At 55.3% G+C, this 22,772-nt stretch carries 18 protein-coding genes, 2 tRNA genes and 2 other RNA genes; 9 read left to right on the top strand and 13 right to left on the bottom strand.

The genetic code is table 11. The features are described from left to right. Positions 1-49: 49 nt before the first annotated feature. The 7 genes from oppF to IMX17_RS04495 form a co-directional block, all read right to left on the bottom strand. Positions 50-1,051, bottom strand: coding sequence for a murein tripeptide/oligopeptide ABC transporter ATP binding protein OppF (oppF, locus tag IMX17_RS04525; protein WP_019452737.1), 1,002 nt, complete (start codon positions 1,049-1,051; stop codon positions 50-52). Then, positions 1,048-2,064, bottom strand: a complete 1,017-nt coding sequence (locus tag IMX17_RS04520) for an ABC transporter ATP-binding protein (RefSeq protein ID WP_182264332.1) — start codon at positions 2,062-2,064, stop codon at positions 1,048-1,050. Before IMX17_RS04520 ends, oppF begins: the two co-directional genes overlap by 4 nt. Positions 2,065-2,075: 11 nt before the next feature. Next, positions 2,076-2,984 carry an oligopeptide ABC transporter permease OppC gene (gene oppC, locus IMX17_RS04515; protein WP_033643297.1) on the bottom strand — a complete coding sequence of 303 codons (909 nt, stop codon included), beginning with the start codon at positions 2,982-2,984 and terminating at the stop codon, positions 2,076-2,078. Between the two features lie 14 nt (positions 2,985-2,998). Beyond that, positions 2,999-3,919, bottom strand: a complete 921-nt coding sequence (gene oppB / locus IMX17_RS04510) for an oligopeptide ABC transporter permease OppB (RefSeq protein ID WP_004932150.1) — start codon at positions 3,917-3,919, stop codon at positions 2,999-3,001. A gap of 82 nt (positions 3,920-4,001) precedes the next feature. After that, on the bottom strand, positions 4,002-5,639 hold the full coding sequence (gene oppA, locus IMX17_RS04505) for an oligopeptide ABC transporter substrate-binding protein OppA (protein WP_046898918.1): 1,638 nt from the start codon (positions 5,637-5,639) through the stop codon (positions 4,002-4,004). A 149-nt stretch (positions 5,640-5,788) separates the two neighbouring features. Next, a complete protein-coding gene (locus tag IMX17_RS04500) occupies positions 5,789-7,426 on the bottom strand; it encodes an ABC transporter substrate-binding protein (RefSeq protein ID WP_046898917.1) in 1,638 nt (545 codons plus the stop codon). 695 nt (positions 7,427-8,121) lie between these two features. Then, positions 8,122-8,766: a YchE family NAAT transporter gene (locus IMX17_RS04495; RefSeq protein ID WP_015378089.1), complete on the bottom strand. Its 645-nt coding sequence runs from the start codon at positions 8,764-8,766 to the stop codon at positions 8,122-8,124. A gap of 529 nt (positions 8,767-9,295) precedes the next feature. Here IMX17_RS04495 and adhE point away from each other — a divergent pair. Continuing rightward, positions 9,296-11,968: a bifunctional acetaldehyde-CoA/alcohol dehydrogenase gene (gene adhE / locus IMX17_RS04490; RefSeq protein ID WP_046898916.1), complete on the top strand. Its 2,673-nt coding sequence runs from the start codon at positions 9,296-9,298 to the stop codon at positions 11,966-11,968. A gap of 119 nt (positions 11,969-12,087) precedes the next feature. Here the strand turns inward: adhE and IMX17_RS04485 are convergent, their stop codons facing one another. Then, positions 12,088-12,672, bottom strand: coding sequence for a thymidine kinase (locus IMX17_RS04485; RefSeq protein ID WP_033650224.1), 585 nt, complete (start codon positions 12,670-12,672; stop codon positions 12,088-12,090). A 703-nt stretch (positions 12,673-13,375) separates the two neighbouring features. Between IMX17_RS04485 and hns the strand changes: the two genes are divergently transcribed. After that, positions 13,376-13,783, top strand: coding sequence for a histone-like nucleoid-structuring protein H-NS (gene hns, locus IMX17_RS04480; protein WP_004932170.1), 408 nt, complete (start codon positions 13,376-13,378; stop codon positions 13,781-13,783). Positions 13,784-13,970: 187 nt separating this feature from the next. Here hns and IMX17_RS04475 read toward each other — a convergent pair whose 3' ends face one another. From IMX17_RS04475 to rssA, 5 genes are all read right to left on the bottom strand, one after another. Continuing rightward, positions 13,971-14,981: an NAD-dependent epimerase gene (locus IMX17_RS04475; RefSeq protein ID WP_182264331.1), complete on the bottom strand. Its 1,011-nt coding sequence runs from the start codon at positions 14,979-14,981 to the stop codon at positions 13,971-13,973. Positions 14,982-14,990: 9 nt separating this feature from the next. Then, positions 14,991-16,334: a UDP-glucose/GDP-mannose dehydrogenase family protein gene (locus IMX17_RS04470; protein WP_042784706.1), complete on the bottom strand. Its 1,344-nt coding sequence runs from the start codon at positions 16,332-16,334 to the stop codon at positions 14,991-14,993. A 43-nt stretch (positions 16,335-16,377) separates the two neighbouring features. Further along, the gene (galU, locus tag IMX17_RS04465) at positions 16,378-17,295 is read right to left on the bottom strand and encodes a UTP--glucose-1-phosphate uridylyltransferase GalU (protein ID WP_033650221.1); all 918 of its coding nucleotides are present in this window, start codon (positions 17,293-17,295) and stop codon (positions 16,378-16,380) included. 214 nt (positions 17,296-17,509) lie between these two features. Next, positions 17,510-18,523: a two-component system response regulator RssB gene (gene rssB, locus IMX17_RS04460; protein WP_004932178.1), complete on the bottom strand. Its 1,014-nt coding sequence runs from the start codon at positions 18,521-18,523 to the stop codon at positions 17,510-17,512. Positions 18,524-18,626: 103 nt separating this feature from the next. After that, a complete protein-coding gene (gene rssA, locus IMX17_RS04455; protein WP_046898912.1) occupies positions 18,627-19,529 on the bottom strand; it encodes a patatin-like phospholipase RssA in 903 nt (300 codons plus the stop codon). Between the two features lie 118 nt (positions 19,530-19,647). Here rssA and IMX17_RS04450 point away from each other — a divergent pair, with 118 nt between their 5' ends. The 7 genes from IMX17_RS04450 (at position 19,648) to IMX17_RS04420 (ending at position 22,677) form a co-directional block, all read left to right on the top strand. Further along, on the top strand, positions 19,648-20,112 hold the full coding sequence (locus tag IMX17_RS04450) for a YchJ family protein (protein WP_046898911.1): 465 nt from the start codon (positions 19,648-19,650) through the stop codon (positions 20,110-20,112). Between the two features lie 67 nt (positions 20,113-20,179). After that, the gene (gene purU / locus IMX17_RS04445) at positions 20,180-21,028 is read left to right on the top strand and encodes a formyltetrahydrofolate deformylase (protein WP_004932187.1); all 849 of its coding nucleotides are present in this window, start codon (positions 20,180-20,182) and stop codon (positions 21,026-21,028) included. Between the two features lie 175 nt (positions 21,029-21,203). Further along, positions 21,204-21,288, top strand: a tRNA-Tyr gene (locus IMX17_RS04440). Between the two features lie 189 nt (positions 21,289-21,477). Beyond that, a tRNA-Tyr gene (locus tag IMX17_RS04435) sits at positions 21,478-21,562 on the top strand. Positions 21,563-21,610: 48 nt separating this feature from the next. Further along, positions 21,611-21,737: non-coding RNA, RtT sRNA (locus IMX17_RS04430), on the top strand. A gap of 48 nt (positions 21,738-21,785) precedes the next feature. Continuing rightward, positions 21,786-21,912, top strand: a non-coding RNA gene (locus tag IMX17_RS04425) — RtT sRNA. 192 nt (positions 21,913-22,104) lie between these two features. After that, entirely contained in the window at positions 22,105-22,677 is a 573-nt protein-coding gene (locus IMX17_RS04420; RefSeq protein WP_004932190.1) for a TIGR00730 family Rossman fold protein, read from the top strand. The last annotated feature ends 95 nt before the right edge of the window (positions 22,678-22,772 follow it).

The following is a 22,772-nucleotide window of genomic DNA, read 5'->3' as shown; positions in this document are numbered from 1 at the left end:
AAAGCCCCGCTCAGTCAGCGGGGCTTTTTGTTGCCGGCTTAGCGGCGCATTACAGCGGATCGACCTTCAGGCAGGAAACCGCGTGGCGGAAACTGCCCTCCAGCAGCGGACGCGTTTTGGCGCACTCCGGCCCGGCGATCGGGCAGCGGGTACGGAACACGCAGCCGGACGGCGGGTTGATCGGCGAAGGCAGCTCCCCTTCCAACAGCTGGATCTGCTTTTCCTTCTCCTTGTCCGGATCCGGAATCGGCACCGCCGACATCAGCGCCTTGGTGTAAGGGTGCTGCGGATTGTGGTACACCTCGTCATAGGTGCCCAGCTCCACCGCATGGCCCAGATACATCACCAGCACGCGATCGGAAATGTGCTTCACCACCGCCAAATCGTGGGCGATAAAGATCAATGACAGCCCCATTTCGCGCTGCAGCTGCTGCAGCAAGTTCACCACCTGCGCCTGAATCGACACGTCCAACGCGGAGACCGGCTCGTCGCAGATCACCAGCTTCGGTTCGAGGATCAGCGCGCGCGCGATGCCGATACGCTGGCACTGGCCGCCGGAGAACTCGTGCGGATAACGGTTGATCAGATTAGGCAGCAGGCCAACCTTCAGCATCATCGCCTTGACCTTGTCCTTCACTTCCTGACGCGGCATTTTCGGGTAGTAGGTGCGCAGCGGCTCGGCGATGATTTCGCCGATGGTCATGCGCGGGTTGAGTGAAGCCAGCGGATCCTGGAAGATCATCTGGATATCGCTGCGAGTTTTGCGCCAGTCGGCGTCGCTCATGCCCAGCAGATCTTTACCCAGCCAGGCGACGCGCCCGCTGGTGGCCTTCACCAGGCCGATGATGGCGCGCGCGAAGGTGGATTTGCCGCAGCCGGATTCGCCGACCACGCCCAGGGTTTCCCCTTCGAACAGCCGCAGCGTAACGCCGTCGACCGCCTTCAGGGTTTTCGGCGGCTGCCAGAACCACTGCTTGTCGTCATGAATGTCGAAGTGCACTTTCAGATCGGCCACTTCGAGCAGCACTTTCTTGTCGGTTACCGCTGTCATACCAACGCCTCCACCGGTTTAAAGCAGGCGCGCAGGCGCCCTTCCCCAAATTGCTCCAACGGCGGAGCGCTCGCGCACTGTTCCATGGCGTACGGGCAGCGCGGCTGGAACGGGCAGCCTTTCGGCAACCGCAGCAGGTTCGGCGGGTTGCCGGGAATGGTCAGCAACGCCTCGCCTTCGGCGTCGAGACGCGGCACCGCGTTCAACAGACCGATGGAATACGGGTGGCTCGGCTGGTAGAACACCTCGCGCGCGCTGCCGTATTCCATGGTGCGGCCGGCGTACATCACCAGCACCTTGTTGCAGATGCCGGCCACCACGCCCAGATCGTGGGTGATCATGATGATGGCGGTGTTGAACTCGCGTTTCAGCTCGTTGAGCAACGTCATGATCTGCGCCTGGACGGTCACGTCCAGCGCGGTGGTCGGCTCATCGGCGATCAGCAGCTTCGGCCGGCACAGCAGCGCCATGGCGATCATCACGCGCTGGCGCATGCCGCCGGAAAACTCGTGCGGGTACATGCGCATGCGCTTGCGCGCTTCCGGCATTTTCACCGCGTCGAGCATGCGTACCGACTCGTCGAAGGCTTCGCTTTTACTCATTTTCTTATGCAGCATCAGCACTTCCATCAGCTGTTCGCCAACGCGCATATAAGGGTTCAGCGAGGTCATCGGGTCCTGGAAGATCATCGAGATTTCCTCGGCCCGCAGCTTGTTGAGCTGATTTTCCGGCAGGTTGAGGATTTCACGGCCGTTGAATTTGGCCGAGCCGCCGATGCGGCCATTGCTGGCCAGCAGCCCCATCAGGGCGAACGCGGTCTGCGATTTGCCGGAGCCTGATTCACCGACGATGCCCAGCGTTTCACCGGCGCGCAGATCGAAGTTCAGATCGTTCACCGCCGTCACGTCGCCGTCCGGAGTGGAAAACGTGACGCGCAGGTCTTTCACGTCCAGCAGCGGCGACGCTTTGACGCCGGCGGCGGTTTGCAGCTCAGGATGTTCAATGGTGCTCATGGTTGCACTCCTTAACGATCTTTCGGGTCGAGGGCGTCACGCAGGCCATCGCCGATAAAGTTGAAACAGAACAGAGTGACCACCAGGAAACCCGCCGGGAACAGCAGCAACCACGGTGAAACTTCCATTGAGTTGGCGCCGTCGCTGAGCAATGCGCCCCAGCTGCTCAACGGTTCCTGCGTGCCCAGCCCCAGGAAGCTGAGGAAGGATTCGAACAGGATCATGCTCGGCACCAGCAGCGAGGCATACACCACCACCACGCCGAGCACGTTAGGCACGATATGCCGCAGCACGATGTTGCGCGTGGAGACGCCGCACACCAGCGCCGCTTCAATGAACTCCTTGCGCTTCAGGCCAAGGGTTTGCCCGCGCACGATACGCGCCATATCCAGCCACGACACCATGCCGATCGCCACGAAGATCAGCAGGATATTCTGACCAAAGAAGGTCACCAGCAGGATAACGAAGAACATGAACGGGAAGGAGTTGAGGATCTCCAGCAGGCGCATCATCACCGAGTCGACCTTACCGCCCAGATAGCCGGACATCGCGCCATACAGGGTACCCACCACTACCGCCACCAGCGCGGCGGCTACGCCGACCATCAGCGAGATGCGCCCGCCGATCGCCACGCGCACCAGCAGATCACGCCCGGAGGAGTCGGTGCCGAAGTAGTGCCCCGATTCCATGCTCGGCGCGGCGGACATCATCGCCCAATCCGTATCGTCGTAAGCAAATTGCGACAGCATCGGCGCCAGCACCACAAACAGCGTGATCAGCGCCAGAATAAACAGGCTGCCGACCGCCGCGCGGTTGTGCATAAAGCGCCGACGCGCGTCTTGCCACAGGCTGCGCCCTTCCACTTCCAGCTTCTCGCTGAAGTGCTCCAGAGCTTCGCTGTTCTTTTTAGTCAACATCATTCGCGTGCTCCAGATTAATAACGGATTTTCGGATCGATGACCGCATACAGCACATCGACTATCGCGTTGAACAGAATGGTCAGAGCGCCCACCAGAATGGTCAGGCTCAACACCAGGGAGTAGTCGCGGTTCAGCGCGCCGTTAACGAACAGCTGGCCGATCCCCGGCAGACCGTAGATGGTTTCGATCACCATCGAGCCGGTGATGATCCCGACGAACGCCGGGCCCATGTAGGACAGTACCGGCAGCAGCGCCGGCTTCAGCGCGTGGCGGAAAATGATGCGGCGCATCGGCAAACCTTTGGCGCGCGCGGTGCGAATGAAGTTGGAGTGCAGCACTTCAATCATCGAGCCGCGCGTGATACGGGCGATGCTGGCGATATAGGCCAGCGACAGCGCCACCATCGGCAAGATGATGAACTTAGGCGCGCCGCCGTTCCAGCCGCCGCCCGGCAGCCATTTCAACGTAATCGCGAAGATCAGCACCAACAGCGGCGCCACCACGAAACTGGGTATCACCACCCCGGTCATGGCGAACCCCATGACCGTATAGTCCCATTTGGTGTTTTGATTCAACGCCGCGATCACGCCGGCGCTAACGCCCAGCACCACCGCCAACAGAAACGCGGCCAGGCCGAGCTTGGCGGACACCGGGAAAGAACTGGCCACCAAATCGTTGACCGAATAGTCCTTGTATTTAAAGGACGGGCCGAAGTCTCCCTGCGCAAGCTGCGCCAGATAATGACCGTACTGTTTCCAGATCGGGTCGTTCAAATGGTATTTGGCTTCGATATTCGCCATGACTTCCGGCGGCAATGCGCGTTCCCCGGTAAATGGACTGCCGGGCGCGAGGCGCATCATGAAGAATGAGATGGTAATAAGGATAAATAGTGTCGGGATCGCTTCCAACAAGCGACGAAGTATAAATTTCAGCATTGCCCTAACCCTGTGCGACAGCCTGATGACGGCTTATTATTCTCAACATGGGCCGGCGGCTGCGCCGCCGGCTCTTACCGTATCAATGCTTGATGATGTACAGGTTTTTGTCGTACACGTTATCAAGCGGGTCTTTGCCGGTGTAGCCACCGACGTAAGGTTTCACCAAACGGGCGTTCACATAGTAATACAGCGGAACGATGGCGGAATCTTTATCCAGCTGCACTTCCGCTTTCTGATACAGATCGGCGCGCTCGTCTTTGGTCTTCGCGGTCAACACGTTGGCCATCAGCTTGTCGAACTCGGCGCTCTTGTAGTGCGGGGTGTTACTGCTGCTGTCGGACAGCATCATGTTCAGGAACGAGCTCGGCTCGTTGTAATCGGCACACCAGCCGGCGCGCGCCACGTCATAGGTCCCCTGATGGCGGGTATCCAGGAAGGTTTTCCACTCCTGGTTCACCAGCTTCACGTCCACGCCCAGGTTTTTCTTCCAGATGGAGGCGGCGGCGATCGCCAGCTTCTTGTGCAAGTCGGAGGTGTTGTACAGCAGGGAGAAGGTCAGCGGTTTACCCGGGCCGTAGCCGGCGTCCGCCAGCAGTTTCTTCGCCACTTCGTTGCGTTTTTCCTGCGTCCAGCCGAACCATTCCGGCGGGGTCAGCTTGGCGCCGTCGGTGTATGGCGGCGTAAAGCTGTAGGCCGGCAGATCGCCCTGGTTTTTCACCTTGTTGACGATAATGTCGCGGTCCATGCCCAGCTTCAGCGCTTCACGCACGCGCGCATCGGTGAACGGCGCCTTCTGGTTGTTGATTTCGTAGTAGTAGGTGCACAGATAAGGATCGACGTGCACCTCTTTCGGGATCTCTTTCTTCAACTTCTGGAACAGTTCGATCGGCATGTTGTTGTAGGTCATGTCGATTTCACCGGTGCGGTAGCGGTTAACGTCGGTCACTTCCGACGAAATAGGCAGGAACGTCACTTTATTGATGATGGTTTTGGCGTTATCCCAATATTCCGGGTTACGTTCCAGTACGATACGTTCGTTGACAATCCAGTCTTTCAGTTTGTAAGCGCCGTTGCTGACATAGTTGGCCGGCAGCGTCCACTTCTCGCCAAACTTCTCTACCGCGTCCTTATAGACCGGTTTCATGGCGTAGTGCGGGGTCATTTCAACCAGATAAGGCACCGGCTCGCTCAGGGTCACCTGGAAGGTGTGGTCGTCGATAGCCTTCACGCCCAGCGTCGACTTGTCTTTTTTACCGGCGATGATGTCATCGACGTTTTCTACGTGGGCGTACTGCAGGTAGCTGGCGTAAGGCGACGCGGTTTTCGGATCCACCACGCGCTGCCAACTGTATACGAAATCTTGCGCCGTCACCGGCTTGCCGTTGGACCATTTGGCGTCTTTACGCAGGTGGAAGGTCCAGACTTTGAAATCCTTGTTATCCCAGCTTTCCGCGACGCCCGGCACGATGGAACCGTCCGGGCTGTTGTTCGCCAGGCCTTCCATCAGATCGCGGGTCACGTTGTTTTCCGGCACGCCCTCGATTTTATGCGGGTCAAGCGACTGCACTTCGGAACCGTTGTTTTTGACGATTTCTTGCTTGTCGGCCAGTTGCACGCCTGCAGGAACGTCGGCCGCGAAGGCGGAGGTGGTTGCTGTGATGCCGAGTGCGGCGATGACGCCGGCGGCAATGAGGGTTTTCTTCGTGATGTTGGTCATACTTATCGACTCCAGTTTTTTATTATCACAGGCTCTTCGTGGAACCTGCGTTGCCCGTAAGCGGACTCTGTTTTCCCGCCGCTGCGGAACGAATGCGGCGGCGGGCCTTCCCCATATTCCCCTGCGGTTCAGCGTGAGGAATACCCCTTTTACTGCTTGATGATGTACAGATTTTTAACGTCGGTATAGTCCAGCGGATCTTTGCCGGTGAACCCGCCTACCGTCGGTTTGATCAAACGCGCACTGACGCGGTAATACACCGGAATCAATGCGGAGTCTTTGTCCAACTGCGTTTCCGCCTGTTGGTAGAGCGCGGCGCGCGCGGCTTCATCCGGCGCCTTCAGCGTGGCGGCCATGATGGCGTCGAACGCCGGGCTCTTGTAAAACACGGTGTTGATGCTGCTGTTGGACAGCACCAGGTTCAGGAAGGCGCTCGGCTCGTTGTAATCCCCGCACCAGGTGGCGCGCGCCACGTCGTACTGCCCCTGATGGCGGCTTTCCAGCGAGGTCTTCCACTCCTGGTTGCGCAGCGTGACGTCGGCGCCGAGGTTCTTCTTCCACATCGATGCGGCGGCGATCGCCTGCTGTTTGTTTTGATCGGAGGTGTTGTACAGCAGCGAGAACTTCAGCGGCTTGGCGGCGCTGTACCCCGCTTCCGCCAGCAGTTTTTTGGCTTCGGCGTTGCGCTGTTCCTGGCTCCAGCCGGCCCACGCGGGCTGCGTGAAGTTGGCGCCTTCGGTGAAGGTCGGCGTGAAGCTGTAGGCCGGGATCTGCCCCTGGCCCATGATTTTGTTGGCGATAATGTCGCGATCCAGCGTCATCTTCACCGCCGCACGCACCCGCGGATCGGTGAACGGCGCCCGCTGGTTATTGAGTTCGTAATAGAAAGTGCACAGATAAGGGTTAACGTGCAGTTGATCGGGCACTTCGCGCTTCATTTTGACGTACAGGTACGGCGGAATGGCGCTGTTGGTGATATCGATCTCGCCGCTGCGGAAGCGATTGACGTCGCTGACTTCAGAAGCGATCGGCAGGAAGGTCGCCTGGTTGATCACCGTCTGCTTGTTATTCCAGTAGCTCGGGCTGCGCTCCAGCACAATGCGCTCGTTCACCACCCACTCTTTCAGGCGGTAAGCGCCGTTGCCGACATAGTTAGCGGGCAGCGTCCATTTGTCGCCGAATTTCTCCACCACCGCGCGTTTGACCGGTTTGAGCGACGTGTGGCTCAGCATGCTGATGAAATACGGCACCGGTTCGCTCAGGGTCACCTGCAGCGTTTGATCGTCCAGCGCCTTGACGCCGAGCGTTTGCGGGCTCTTTTTGCCGGTCAGGATGTCGTCGATATTCTCGACTTTGGTGTACTGCAGGTAACTGGCGTAGGGCGAAGCGATTTTCGGATCGGCCAGGCGCTGCCAACTGTAGACGAAGTCTTGCGCGGTGACCGGGCTGCCGTCGCTCCACACCGCGCCGGGGCGCAGGTGGAAGGTCCACTGCCGATAATCCTGGTTTTCCCAGCTCGCCGCCGCCGCCGGTACCACATGCCCGTTGGCGTCGGTGCTCACCAGCCCTTCCAGCAGGTTAAGAATGATATTGCTTTCGGGTACGCCCTCGACCTTATGCGGATCCAATGAAGCCACTTCGCTGCCGTTGTTGATGACAATATTCTGCTGCTGCGCCAATTGGACGCCGGCCGGAACCTCCGCCGCCAAACTGCTATTTACGGCAATGACGCTCAACGCGCCGCTAATCAACAAGGTCAAAGAAGTGCGCTTCAGGGTTTGCTGCATAATCGAGGCTCCTTTTCACCGACAAGCATCGCTTATCGAAGTTTGTGAAGTGTTTATAAGAATTCTAAATAAACGGATACCAGCAAAAATCATTCCCGTTTTTATGGCGCATTTCAGTTAATTGACCACGGGAAAGTTGCTCGGAAATTAGCAGAAGCCAAATTCCATAGCCAATAAATTTTACAAAAATGTTAAGCAATTCTCTTTTATCGCACCAATCCCGATCCAGCCCTTGTGATGAAGGGCAAGGGAAAACATAAAAATAACCTTGATTTTAAAGGAGAAAACTCAAAATTAGTTTCATTTGAAACTGTCGACGCAATCCCATTGCCGCACAAAGAAACATTCAGTTAACAAACCAGCCATTCAAAGAACAAACACCTGCCTACAGGCGGTTAATCACTAATAACACCTGGATGAAAGTGAGACAAGCCCCACAGAATGATGTGATTAATTTAACAACAGCTTTACCGTTTAACGAGGAGAAAACGCGCGGAAATGGGGAAAGAAAAGTGTCTGAAATAACGCTTAGCGTTTTTTTTAAGCAGCAACATGAGATTTATGCAACATAAGAGTGCAATGGCATAAATTTTATTCATCTTGTGCACTATAATAATGCGAACCAATAAATAATTTAACTTTTAAAATTAATTTTAGCCGCGCTCAAGGACAGAGGCGCGGCCAAGCGAGAGCGATTACAACAGGCCGGGGAATATCGCCTTAATGCCGGTAACGATAAATTCGATCCCGAGCGCCATCAGCAACAGGCCCATGATACGGGTGATGACGTTGATGCCGGTCTGCCCAAGCAAACGCACCAACAGCGGCGCGGCGCGGAACAATAACCAGCAGCAAAAAGCGAATAAGGCGATCGCCACCGTAAAGCCGAGCAGGCTTTGCCAATTGTGATAACGGGAACTCCACACGATGGTGGAACTGATCGCCCCCGGCCCCGCCATCAACGGCAGCGCTAACGGCACCACGCCGATGCTTTCGCGGATCGCGCTCTCCGATTTCTCCTGTTTGTTCTGCTTATCTTCACCCAGCTTGCCGCTGATCATCGACATGGCGATGGTCACCACCAAAATACCGCCAGCGATGCGGAACGAATCGATGGAGATGCCGAACATCCGCAAGATCCCTTCACCCAGGAACAGCGATGTCCATAGAATGATGGCAACCGACAGGTTGGCGGTCAGGTTGGTTTTATTGCGCCCCGCTTCCGCCTGGTAACTGGTCATGCTGATAAACACCGGCAAGATGCCCACCGGGTTGACCAGCGCAAACAGACCGACAAAGAACTTGATAAAGCCGGAAAGATCCAACAGAGATTGGCCCACAGATGGCTCCGCGTTAATTGCTGTAAAGGTGTGCTTACTACGCGCGCTAATGTAATGGAATTGCCGCAGGTAATCCATCCGGCCAGAGCAGCATTTTTGACTACCAGCAAGTTAGGCAACAAAACAAATGCCCTTTGTTAAAGTGATGTATGGCCTTTTGATTTTTTATGTTGAAAAAAGAGTCACCGATCACAGTTATTGAGAATCACTCTCAAAAACACCAAGCTGAAAGGTGTCAGCTTGCACTTTTCATGATTTAGATCACAAATCAACTACTCAACAGTGGGTAAGCTCTTAGTCGTAGTCAGGGAGTAGAACAAAGTAGGCTGCAGCATCGCCGGTTCCGTTCTCCTCACTGCCTGCCCCTCCGGTTGGCGTAGGGTAAAGCTCTTTAAGCAAATCAGCAGCATGCGAAGAAATAACGCGGGAAGACCCCGGTATTCTCATCACCGCTTATCCCCGTTACGACTATACTAGTGGCTCGCACGGCTTATTTACTGAAAGAGTTTAACATTATCAGGAGAGCATTATGGCTGTAACGAATGTCGCTGAACTGAACGAGCTTGTCGCACGTGTCAAAAAAGCCCAGCGCGAATATGCCAACTTCACTCAAGAGCAAGTGGATAAAATCTTCCGCGCTGCCGCCCTCGCCGCTGCTGATGCCCGTATCCCGTTGGCCAAAATGGCCGTCGAAGAATCCGGAATGGGTATCGTCGAAGACAAAGTGATCAAAAACCACTTCGCTTCCGAGTACATCTACAACGCCTATAAAGATGAAAAAACCTGTGGCATCCTGTCTGAAGATGACACTTTCGGTACCATCACCATCGCCGAACCTATCGGCCTGATTTGCGGTATCGTTCCTACCACCAACCCAACTTCTACCGCGATCTTCAAAGCGCTGATCAGCCTGAAAACCCGCAACGGCATCATCTTCTCGCCGCACCCGCGTGCGAAGAATGCCACCAACAAAGCCGCCGACATCGTGCTGCAAGCCGCTATCGCCGCCGGCGCGCCGAAAGACATCATCGGTTGGATCGACCAACCTACCGTCGAGCTGTCCAACCAGCTGATGCACCACCCTGACATCAACCTGATCCTGGCCACCGGTGGCCCGGGCATGGTGAAAGCCGCCTACAGCTCCGGCAAACCGGCAATCGGCGTAGGCGCCGGTAACACGCCGGTCGTGGTGGACGAGACCGCAGACATCAAACGCGTGGTCGCCTCTATCCTGATGTCCAAAACCTTCGACAGCGGCGTTATCTGCGCTTCCGAACAGTCGGTCATCGTCGTTGACGCTATCTATGATGCGGTACGCGAGCGCTTCGCTTCCCACGGCGGCTATCTGCTGCAGGGCAAAGAACTGAAGGCGGTGCAGGACATCATCCTGAAAAACGGCGGCCTGAACGCGGCCATCGTCGGGCAATCCGCGCCGAAAATCGCCGAGATGGCGGGCATTAAAGTGCCGGCCAACACCAAAGTGCTGATCGGCGAAGTGAAGCTGGTCGACGAGTCCGAACCTTTCGCCCATGAAAAACTGTCGCCAACGCTGGCGATGTACCGCGCCAAAGACTTCGAAGACGCCGTCGCCAAAGCCGAAAAACTGGTCGCCATGGGCGGTATCGGCCATACCTCCTGCCTGTACACCGACCAGGATAACCAAACGGCTCGCATCGCCTACTTCGGCGATAAAATGAAAACGGCTCGCATCCTGATCAACACCCCGGCGTCTCAGGGCGGTATCGGCGACCTGTACAACTTTAAACTCGCGCCTTCGCTGACGCTGGGTTGCGGTTCCTGGGGTGGTAACTCCATCTCTGAAAACGTCGGACCTAAGCACCTGATCAACAAGAAAACTGTAGCGAAGCGAGCAGAAAACATGTTGTGGCATAAACTTCCGAAATCGATCTACTTCCGCCGTGGCTCGCTGCCAATCGCGCTGGAAGAAGTGGCGACCGACGGGGCGAAACGCGCCTTCATCGTGACCGACCGTTTCCTGTTCAACAACGGCTATGCTGACCAGATCACCAAGGTTCTCAAGTCGCACGGCATCGAAACCGAAGTGTTCTTCGAAGTGGAAGCCGATCCGACGCTGAGCATCGTGCGTAAAGGCGCCGAGCAGATGAACTCCTTCAAACCGGACGTCATCATCGCGCTGGGCGGCGGTTCGCCGATGGACGCCGCGAAAATCATGTGGGTGCTGTACGAACATCCTGAAACCCACTTCGAGGATCTGGCGCTGCGCTTCATGGACATCCGCAAGCGTATCTACAAATTCCCGAAAATGGGCGTGAAAGCGAAGATGATCGCTATCACCACGACGTCAGGCACCGGTTCGGAAGTCACACCATTCGCCGTCGTGACCGACGACGCCACCGGGCAGAAATACCCGCTGGCCGACTATGCGCTGACCCCGGACATGGCGATTGTCGACGCCAACCTGGTGATGAACATGCCGAAATCCCTGTGCGCCTTCGGCGGCCTGGATGCGGTGACCCACGCGCTGGAAGCCTACGTGTCGGTGCTGGCGAACGAATACTCTGACGGCCAGGCGCTACAAGCGTTGAAACTGTTGAAAGAGTATCTGCCGGCCAGCTATAAAGAAGGCGCGAAGAACCCGGTTGCCCGTGAACGCGTGCACAACGCCGCCACCATCGCCGGTATCGCTTTCGCCAACGCCTTCCTCGGGGTTTGTCACTCTATGGCACACAAACTGGGTTCGGAGTTCCACATTCCGCACGGCCTGGCTAACGCGATGCTGATTTCCAACGTCATTCGTTACAACGCGAACGACAACCCGACCAAGCAGACGGCCTTCAGCCAGTACGACCGCCCTCAGGCGCGCCGCCGCTACGCTGAAATCGCCGACCACCTCGGCCTGAGCGCGCCGGGCGACCGCACCGCGCAGAAGATTGAGAAGTTGCTGGCCTGGCTGGACGAGCTGAAAACCGAGTTGGGCATCCCAGCCTCCATCCGTGAGGCGGGTGTGCAGGAAGCCGACTTCCTGGCGAAAGTCGACAAGCTGTCGGAAGACGCTTTCGACGACCAATGCACCGGCGCCAACCCACGCTATCCGCTGATTGCCGAACTCAAGCAAATCATGCTGGATACCTTCTATGGCCGCGAATTCAGCGAAACGGTGGAAGAGGAAGCAGCTGCACCGGTCGCAGCCAAAACCGCGGTAAAGAAGTCCAAGAAATAACGGTTCCGTGAACCGATGAAAAAACCCGCCGAATGGCGGGTTTTTTATTGCGCCTGGCGCGCGTTTTTTCTTATCCCGCCGCCAAAACGCCTCAGCGGGCGCTGGCGGCATTTTCGCCCCTACTCCAGGGAGTGAATCGCCTCTTTATAATGCTTGCGACAGACGGAGACATAGCTCTCGTTACCGCCAATCACCACCTGCTCGCCAGCGTGCATCGCCTTGCCATTCTCATCCAACCGCAACACCATGTTGGCTTTACGCCCGCAGTGACAGATGGTTTTCAATTCCACCAGCTTATCGGCCCAGGCCAGCAAATATTGGCTGCCGGTAAACAACTCGCCGAGAAAATCGGTACGCAAGCCGTAACACAATACGGGAATGTCCAGTTGGTCCACCACATCGCATAATTGCTCAACCTGCGCTTTGGTCAGGAATTGGCTTTCATCCAGCAGCACACAATGCACCGGTTGCTGTTGATGCTCTTGCTGGATCATGGCGTACAGCATCGAGTCGTTGTTATAGAGCTGGGCCTGCGAGGATAAACCAATGCGCGAACTGACTTTGCCTACGCCAAAGCGGTGATCAATCTCCGCGGTGAACACCAGCGTGCGCATACCGCGCTCTTGATAGTTATATGAAGACTGTAGCAGCGCGGTGGACTTGCCGGCATTCATCGCAGAGTAATAAAAATAAAGTTGAGCCATGGCCCCGCAACTCCGATGGTATAAGAAATATTCAAAATGTTGATTAGGACGGTAAGTGTACCATAACCCGCCCCCCGGCTCAGCCCAAAGCGAACGAATATTGCGTTCGCCGTAATAATGCGCTTTCAAGCGAAACATATCGTTCTGTCGGCCCGTTCTTTTTACAGCTATTTACAGGATAATGTATGCCTGTCATCACTATTAATTCTTGCTAATGGTTAAGCCCGGTGATTTGCCCATTAATGCCGACTTGCCCATTCCCTGTCGCTGGCGCTGCAGCCGCGGCGGAGCCCCCGTCTATTATACACGAGCCCAATTCCGGGCATTTAATCACCTGCGCCGACGCGCCAAGGTTAACTGACGCAATCTTTACCTATATACCCCTATTGTTTACAATGTCTGACCTGCCGTGGCGTGATTAAGCCCACAGAACTCATTGTAATATTGATATAAATTACTACGATAACTTATCGATGAAAGCCTTGTGATACGCGCCTTTTAAAGCCTTTCTGCTGAAATTTTGACTTAAGCGTGCCAAGGGTAATAGTTAACAGCCCTTCCTATTATTAGTCGGACTGATCCGATTAACGGTTTTTTTAAAGGTAAATTTGAGTATTCAAGCCAATTTGGCTATTGCAGAAAAGAAAAGAGCACTCTATTATTATCGAGACGCCCCCCACCAATATAATTTGAGACTAGGACAATGAGCGAAGCATTAAAGATTTTGAACAACATCCGCACTCTGCGCGCCCAGGCAAGAGAATGCACACTGGAAACGCTGGAAGAAATGCTCGAGAAACTGGAAGTTGTTGTGAACGAACGTCGCGAAGAAGACAGCCAGGCTCAAGCAGAAATCGAAGAACGCACTCGTAAACTGCAGCAATACCGCGAAATGCTGATTGCTGACGGTATCGATCCAAATGAACTGCTGCAAACCATGGCTGCCAACAAGGCTGCCGGCAAAGCAAAACGTGCAGCACGTCCAGCTAAATACCAATATAAAGACGAAAACGGCGAACTGAAAACCTGGACCGGCCAAGGCCGTACTCCTGCGGTGATTAAGAAAGCAATCGAAGAGCAAGGTAAATCTCTGGATGATTTCCTGCTGTAATAGCGATTCAGTCCGTATCTGAAAGGCCCCCTGCGGGGGGCCTTTTCATTTTTAGAGCGTATAACCCTGCTCCCGTCATTCCTCTCTCCTTTTAGTAAATATCCTAATTCGTTTTTGCGCCGTACATGAGATCGCAGCGAAAAAAAGGGACCCAAAGGCCCCTTCTATCGCATTTATCCGCGTTCAATTATTGAACCTGATAGAATGCCTTATACCAGTCAACAAAGCGCTTCACGCCCTCTTCAACGCTGGTTTCCGGTTTAAAGCCAATGTCACGATAAAGCTCTTCCGTATCCGCGCTGGTATCCATCACATCGCCCGGTTGCATCGGCAGCATATTCTTACGGGCCGTCACCCCCAATGCCTGCTCCAGAGCGCTGATATATTCCATCAGTTTAACGGGGGTGTTATTGCCGATATTATAAACGTGATACGGCGCTGAACTGGTTGCCGGCGATCCTTGTTCAACGGTCCATGACGGATCCGCCTGCGGAATAACCGCCTGCAACCGCACTATCGCCTCGGCGATGTCATCGATGTAAGTAAAATCTCGGTGCATTTCACCGTGGTTATATACGTCGATGCTCTCCCCGGCCAATATGGCTTTGGTAAACTTGAACAGCGCCATATCCGGGCGCCCCCAGGGACCATATACCGTAAAGAACCGCAGTCCGGTCGTCGGGAGACCGTATAAATGGGAATAGCTGTGTGACATCAGCTCGTTGGCTTTTTTAGTCGCCGCATACAGTGACACCGGATGATCGACAGAATCTTCGGTGGCGAACGGCAGCTTGCGATTCAGGCCATATACCGAGCTGGAGGAGGCGTAAAGTAAATGCTCAACCTTATTATGGCGGCAGCCTTCCAAAACGTTTAAATGACCGATCAGGTTGGCATCTGCATAAGCCAACGGATTGACCAGCGAATAACGTACGCCGGCTTGAGCCCCCAAATGAATGACTCGTTGGAACTGATGCTCGGCAAACAATGCCGCCATGCCTTCACGATCGGCCAAATCCAGCTTGATAAAGCGGAATCCCGGCTTATCCGCCAGTCGATCCAGACGGGCCATTTTCAGGCCCACGTCATAATAATCATTCAGGTTATCAATGCCGACAACCTGATGACCGGCGGTCAACAAACGCTCTGCAACGTGATAGCCAATAAACCCTGCGGCGCCTGTAACCAGGAATTTCATGCTCACTCCTTAAATAACCGGTTTAATCGAGGCGCCGCGGCCAATTGCGTAATAGGTAAAGCCGCGATTTTCCAAACGCTCCGGATCGTACAGGTTACGGCCATCGAAGATCACCGGCTGCTTCAACGCGCCCTTGATCACATCGAAGTCCGGCGCGCGGAAGTTCTGCCATTCGGTGCAGATCACCAACGCATCGGCGCCGTGCAATGCAGCCTCTTTGGTGCCCACCAGCTTCAAATCGTCACGCTGTCCATAGATGCGCTGAACTTCGTTCATCGCCTCCGGATCGTAGGCTTGAACGGTGGCGCCGGCGGCCCACAGCTGTTCCATCAGCACGCGGCTGGAAGCTTCACGCATGTCATCGGTATTCGGCTTGAACGCCAGTCCCCACAGCGCGAAGGTTTTGCCCTTCAGATCGCCGCCGAAGTAGTCGTTGATAAAGCTGTTCAGCTTGTCTTTCTGCTGATAGTTGACCTGCTCTACCGCCTGCAACAGCTTCGGTTGGTAACCGATCTGCTCCGCCGTACGGATCAGCGCCTGGACATCTTTCGGGAAGCAAGAGCCGCCGTAGCCGCAACCCGGGTAGATGAAGTGATAGCCGATGCGTGAGTCGGAACCGATGCCCTGACGTACTTTCTCAATGTCCGCGCCCAGCATTTCCGCCAGGTTGGACATTTCGTTCATAAAGCTGATCTTGGTCGCCAGCATGCAGTTAGCGGCATATTTGGTCAGCTCCGCGCTGCGGATATCCATCATGATCATACGATCGTGATTGCGGTTAAACGGTTCGTACAGCTCGCGAATAGGCTCGATCACATCTTTATTGTCGGTACCGATCACGATGCGCTCAGGACGCATGCAGTCTGCCACCGCCGCGCCTTCCTTCAGGAATTCCGGATTGGATACCACGTCAAACGGCACGTTGCTGCCGCGTTTCGCCAGCGTTTCAGCCATCACCTGACGCACCTTGTCCGCCGTACCGACCGGTACGGTGGATTTGTCGATCACCACTTTGCGATCGGTCATGTGCTCGGCGATAGTGCGCGCCACCGCGGTGACATACTTCAGGTCGGCGGAACCGTCTTCATCCGGCGGCGTGCCGACGGCAATGAACTGGATAGTCCCGTGCGCCACGCCCGCTTTGGCATCGGTGGTGAAATGCAGACGGCCGGCCTCATAGTTTTGCTGCACCAGCGGCGTCAGACCCGGTTCGAAAATCGGGATATTCCCTTTTTTCAGGTTTTCGACTTTTCGCTCATCGACGTCAATACACATAACGTCATGGCCTACTTCAGCCAGTACGGCGGCCTGCACCAGCCCCACATAACCAATACCAAAAACTGTTACTTTCATGTGAAAATCCTAGTTTTTCAAATTAAGACGAAAGATCACTCAATCACTTCTTGTCAGCGGCAACAACCTGTTGCAGCCACTGAGAAAATTCTTTGCCCAGGCTGGCATGGCGCATACCGTATTCCACGAAGGCCTGCATGTAACCCAGTTTGTTACCGCAGTCATGGCTCACGCCTTTCAGGTGATACGCTTCCACCGTTTCCTGCTGCATCAGCATTTCGATGCTGTCAGTCAGCTGAATTTCGTCGCCGGCGCCCGGAGGCGTTTTCGCCAACAGCGGCCAGATATCGGCGGACAGCACATAACGACCGACAATCGCCAGGTTGGAAGGCGCTTTCTCCGGCGACGGCTTCTCGACCACGCTGACCATCGGCGCGCTTTCGCCCGGATGCAATTCGACGCCCTTACAGTCGGCTACGCCGTAGTTGCCAACATCTTTATGCGGCACAGGTTCAACCATGATCTGGCTGATGCCGGTGGTTTCGAAGCGCTGCAGCATGTCGTGCAAGTTGTCTTTTTTCGGATCGGCGCTGTATTCGTCAAGGATCACATCCGGCAACACCACCGCGACCGGCTCATCACCCACCATCGGGTAGGCGCACATAATCGCGTGCCCCAAGCCTTTGGCATTCCCCTGGCGGACTTGCATCACGGTAACGCCCTTCGGGCAGATTGACTGCACTTCATCGAGCAGTTGACGCTTGACGCGTTTTTCCAGCATCGCTTCCAGTTCGAAACTGGTATCAAAATGGTTTTCGATCGAGTTCTTGGAGGAGTGGGTGACCAGCACAATCTCGTTAATCCCTGCCGCAATGCACTCATTGACGACGTATTGGATCAGCGGTTTATCAACCAGCGGCAACATTTCTTTCGGAATGGCTTTGGTGGCCGGCAACATCCGCGTACCCAAGCCTGCAACCGGGATCACGGCTTTTCTGACTTTGCGATTTACAGCAGGCATTATTTCCTCTCTTAAAGCTGAAGCGCTCATTTTATGAGCTTGGGATCGATATAAAAAAAACCTTCGGAGTATACCAGCTTATGCGCGCCTGGCATTAACCAGAACACAAATAGAAAACATTTAGGACTATTACCCGTTCTGATAATCGGGAGAAAAAATAAACGGTTTAATTACCGATAAGTGAATAGCTTAAGATATCGCCGATCAACGTCCATTATTCGGCGCTGAGCATCAGCCGCAATCGGCCGCCGCTGCCCCATACCTGACATTGCCAGGCCGTACAGCGTTGACTGATCTGGTTCATGTAGGTGGCGCCCAGCGTGCCCAACGGCACGCCGTTGCTCAGCTGAATTTGATTGTCGCCGGTATTGACGTTGGCATGCAGCCCGGCGGAAACCAGAATCAGGTTTTTATTTTCGGCATGATAATATCCCAGCAACAGCGGGAATTGGCCGTCTAATTTCCCCTGCCGCAATAATTGATTAACCTGCTTTAACAATGCCGACATTTGCGGCAGGCGATGTTGTTGATTAGCCAGATGGTCTTGCAGCAACCCATTAAATAATGCGCGCAACAGCAGCGCCGCCAATACGCCATTATCACCGGCGCGCGTGACGTCCAGGCAATAGAACGCCAGGTCTTTTTCTGACAATGCCGCGATATCCAGCACCAGCCCGGGATTTTCGCCCGTGGTTAACTGGCGATAGTTGATCCGGCAATGCGCAATGGTTTGCTGCACCGGCGGCTGCAATTGCTTAAGCAGTTTGACGGCTTCGGAAGGATTCTTGCTCAGCGCGTCCCAATCCTGAAACAGCTCAACCTCTTCAATCGCCTGGGAGGTGAACATATTGGGGTATAAACACGCCAGCACCGCCTCACGCAGGCGATTGAGATCGGTCAGCGGCTTCAGCAGCACATCCTGTACGCCCAAACGCAGCACCTTGGCGATGTCCGCCATCTTGTCGGTAGCCGAGATCACCAGCACCGGGATCTGCAGCCCCTGCAGACGCAGGTGTTCAACGAATTCGATGCCGCCCATTTCCGGCATTGCGAGATCGCACAGAATCAGATCCGGCTTGAAGTCATCGACGGCACTCAGCGCCTGTAAACCGTTGGTCGCCTCGCCGGTTTCAGCGCCCAGCGAGGTCAGATAACCGACCAGCACGGAACGAAAAACCTGTTCGTCCTCAACGATCAAGATACGCTTGTGAGTGAGTGGTAATGCCATCAGCCGAGCCTCGTCCCTTTCCATAGTGTAATAGTGGCTCAAAAAGGTCACTTATGCTCGTCTGAAACAGACCAACCGCGCATTGCCAACCAAGAACCGAGAATTATCTATTTTTTATCAACGGCAACAACCGATCCAGTTGTTTTTCAACCGCCAGCAACCCCGCCGCGATCGCTTCATCGGCGCGGTGGAAATCCAGCGTTGAGATTTGCGGGCAAAAAGGCTGGATCAAAACGTCCGGCGGATCGCTCGCCATCCGGTTGCGCTTCAGGCGATTTTCCAGCATTTGAATCGATGCGCTCATAATCTCCATCGCCGTCGGCGCCGTCGTCGGTTTGCGCTTGCGCATTCTGCCGACACGCTCCCGCAGGCGCCCGCGCCAGGTCTCCGCAGGCGTATCGTCCAGGCTTTCGTCCTCGCCGCGTATCGAGAACAGATCCTGCTGCATCAGATGCGCGTCATGCTGCAGATCGACCGCAATGACAATATCGGCGCCCAGGGCCCGGCAGAGCGACACCGGTACCGGATTGACCACCGCGCCGTCCACCAGCCAATAGCCGTCGGCCCACACTGGCGCCAATAGGCCTGGCATGCTGCAAGAAGCGCGCACCGCCTGATGAATATCGCCTTCGGTCAGCCACAGTTCGCGGCCGGTGCTGAGATTGGTCGTCACGGCGCCGAACTTCAGCGCACATTCGGCAATATCATTGATCTTCAACAGTTGCCCGACGGCATTGAACACCCGATCGCCGCGCAACAAACCGCCGCGCTGCCAGGAAAAATCCATCAGACGAATGACGTCCCAATAGCTGAACGACCGCACCCACTGCTCCATCACCGGCAAACGGTGACTGGCGAATGCCGCCCCCACCAACGCGCCGACAGAGCAGCCGGCAACGATATCGACCTCAATCCCCAGTTTCTTTAACGCATTGATCACGCCGATGTGCGCCCAGCCTTTAGCCGAGCCCGCTCCCAGCGCCAGTCCGATCTTGATTTGCCGCATAGCGCCATCCTCTCGGTAAAAGGTGTTCTCTGCTTTCAGGGTAGATTGTCACTGACGAATATTGTTAGGTAACATATGCGCTAAATTCATTTTCAGCCTCGTTTTCTCAGGAGTTATTTTGCCCGAATCATGCCCATGCGGCAGCGGACTGGCGTATAACGCGTGCTGCGCCCCTTTTATCAGCGGCAGTCAGCCGGCGCCGACGCCCGGCCAACTGATGCGTTCACGCTTCACCGCCTACGTGAATCATAACGTCGACTATCTGATCGCCACCTGGCACCCCGACTGCGGCGCCGAAGCATGGCGCACTGCGATCGTCGACAGTTTCAAAAACACCGAATGGCTGGGCTTGACGATCGTCGAGGAGCAAACCGGCCATGAGCCGGACGAAGGCTTCGTCGAATTCATCGCCCGCTTCACCGATGGCGAAAGCGGCGAGCCCCAGGCGATGCATGAGCGCTCACGCTTCCTTCGTCGCGATCAACGTTGGTATTATATCGACGGCAGCAAACCCCAGCCCGGCCGAAATGCGATATGTCCCTGCGGCTCCGGGAAAAAATATAAGAAGTGCTGCGGGCGCTAACCGGCCGCGCTTCACGTTAACGCCTGCGCAGACAGGCCGTTCAGTATCAGACAGGATCCTCAAACCCATGCCACACCAAAATGTACAACGAAAAGTGTTACGCACCATCTGCCCGGACGCCAAAGGGCTGATCGCCAAGATCACCAACATCTGTTACAAGCACGAGCTCAATATCGTCCAGAATAATGAGTTCGTCGATCACCGCACCGGGCGTTTCTTCATGCGCACCGAGCTGGAAGGCATTTTCAACGACAACACGCTGCTGGCCGATCTGGACAGCGCCCTGCCGGAAGGTTCGCTGCGTGAACTGCACAGCACCGGGCGCCGTCGCATCGTGGTGCTGGTCACCAAAGAGGCGCACTGCCTGGGCGATCTGTTGATGAAAAGCGCCTATGGCGGCCTCGACGTTGAGATCGCCGCCGTAATCGGCAACCACGACACGCTGCAAACGCTGGTGGAGCGTTTCGATATTCCTTTCCATCTGGTGAGCCACGAAGGATTGACGCGCGAACAGCACGACCGCGAAATGACGGCCAAGATCGATCAATATCAGCCGGATTACGTGGTGTTGGCCAAATATATGCGCGTGCTGACGCCGGCCTTCGTGCAACATTATCCGAATCAGGTGATCAACATTCACCATTCGTTCCTGCCGGCGTTTATCGGTGCGCGGCCTTATCACCAGGCCTACGAACGCGGAGTGAAAATCATCGGCGCCACGGCTCACTACGTTAACGACAATCTCGACGAAGGCCCGATCATCATGCAGGACGTGATCCACGTCGATCACACCTATTCCGCCGAGGATATGATGCGCGCCGGCCGCGATGTAGAGAAAAACGTGCTCAGCCGAGCCCTGTATCAGGTGTTGGCGCAGCGCGTCTTCGTCTACGGCAATCGCACCGTTATTCTGTAATCGTTCAATAAATCGGTGCATTTCGTTCAGGGATGCACCGCCAAGAATAAAAAAACGGCAAACGATTCATTTTCTGCATTTCAATGCTTTACACATCCGCTTCATTTGATATGATGCGCCCCGCTTACCGAGACAGCGCTCTCGCAAGCAAGGCCAGTTAAATAGCCATGTATATGGTGGGGTTCCCGAGCGGCCAAAGGGAGCAGACTGTAAATCTGCCGTCACTGACTTCGAAGGTTCGAATCCTTCCCCCACCACCATCTTCTCTCTGTTGATGAACTTGAAGCGAAAGCTGAAATATCATTAGACGCCGAGGGGGAGGATGAGAAGCTTCGACAAGGTTCGAGCCGAGCGCAGCGAGACAACGCGCTTTAGCGCGGTAATCCTTAGAAGCGCACAATAGGAATTTAGCCCTTTCCTTAAAAAATCAGAAAACCCATGAATACCATGGTGGGGTTCCCGAGCGGCCAAAGGGAGCAGACTGTAAATCTGCCGTCACTGACTTCGAAGGTTCGAATCCTTCCCCCACCACCATCTCTTGCAGAAAATCCCAAAACTGAGTTAAAAGCACATCGCCTCCTTAATGCTCCGCACAGGGGAAGGATGAGAAGCTTCGACAAGGTTCGAGTCTCACGCAGTGAGACAACGCGCTTCAGCGCGGCCCGCAGGGTGAGTCGCGCAGCGACGAATCATCCTTCCCCCACCACCATCTCTTGCAGAAAATCCCAAAACTGAGTTAAAAGCACATCGCCTCCATAATGCTCCGCACAGGGGAAGGATGAGAAGCTTCGACAAGGTTCGAGTCTCACGCAGTGAGACAACGCGCTTCAGCGCGGCCCGCAGGGTGAGTCGCGCAGCGACGAATCATCCTTCCCCCACCACCATCCCTTGCAGAAAAATCCAAACCCTACTTAAAACACGTTGTATCCAATGTTCTCGTATCAATAAATCAAGTTATCTCCCCTTATTAACCGCTTTCATCCAGACGTTTTATTTCTCTCCTACGCCCGTAACTTGAACTCCGGCCGACAATTCGCTATACCACTGGCTTCTTTAGTGCAGTAAGGAACAGGTGGATGCGAAACAATATTTGCGTTTTTTGTGGCGCCAGCGAAGGTGTCAATCCCGCTTATGCCGAGCAGGCTCGCCAACTGGGGCAATTGCTGGCCGCACAGGGGCGCCGTTTAATCTACGGCGGCGGCAAAAAAGGACTGATGGGGATTGTGGCGGACGCGGTGTTGGCGGCGGGCGGTGAAGCTGTCGGCATTATCCCCGAGCGCCTGGTTGAAGCGGAAACGGCGCATCGCGGCCTGACTGAATTGGAAGTGGTGCCAGACATGCATACGCGCAAAGCCCGTATGGCGGCGCTGGCGGACAGTTTTATCGCCCTGCCCGGCGGCATCGGCACGCTGGAAGAGCTGTTTGAAATCTGGACCTGGGGGCAAATCGGGTATCACAACAAACCGGTCGGCCTGCTGAACGTCAACGGTTTCTACCGCCCACTGAGCCAGTTCCTCGAACACGTCGCCGATCAGGGCTTCATGCGCCACGACTATCTCGGTACGCTGCACATCAGCGAATCGGCGCAAACGCTGCTGCAACAGTTTGACGACTATCAACCCAAAAATTACGACCGCTGGGCGAAATAAGGCCGGCTGCGCAGTCAGCGGGCTCGCCGCTGTCTGCGTTACATTTCCCGCCAAACTCTGCTACTATCACAGCACATTTTTCTCGTGAAAACGGC

Origin of the sequence: Serratia sp. X3 (assembly GCF_014982455.1) — a bacterium.
GTDB classification, from domain to species: Bacteria; Pseudomonadota; Gammaproteobacteria; order Enterobacterales; family Enterobacteriaceae; genus Serratia; species Serratia ureilytica.
Note: the sequence above shows the minus strand (reverse complement) of the source record. Positions and strands in the feature narration are given on the sequence as shown.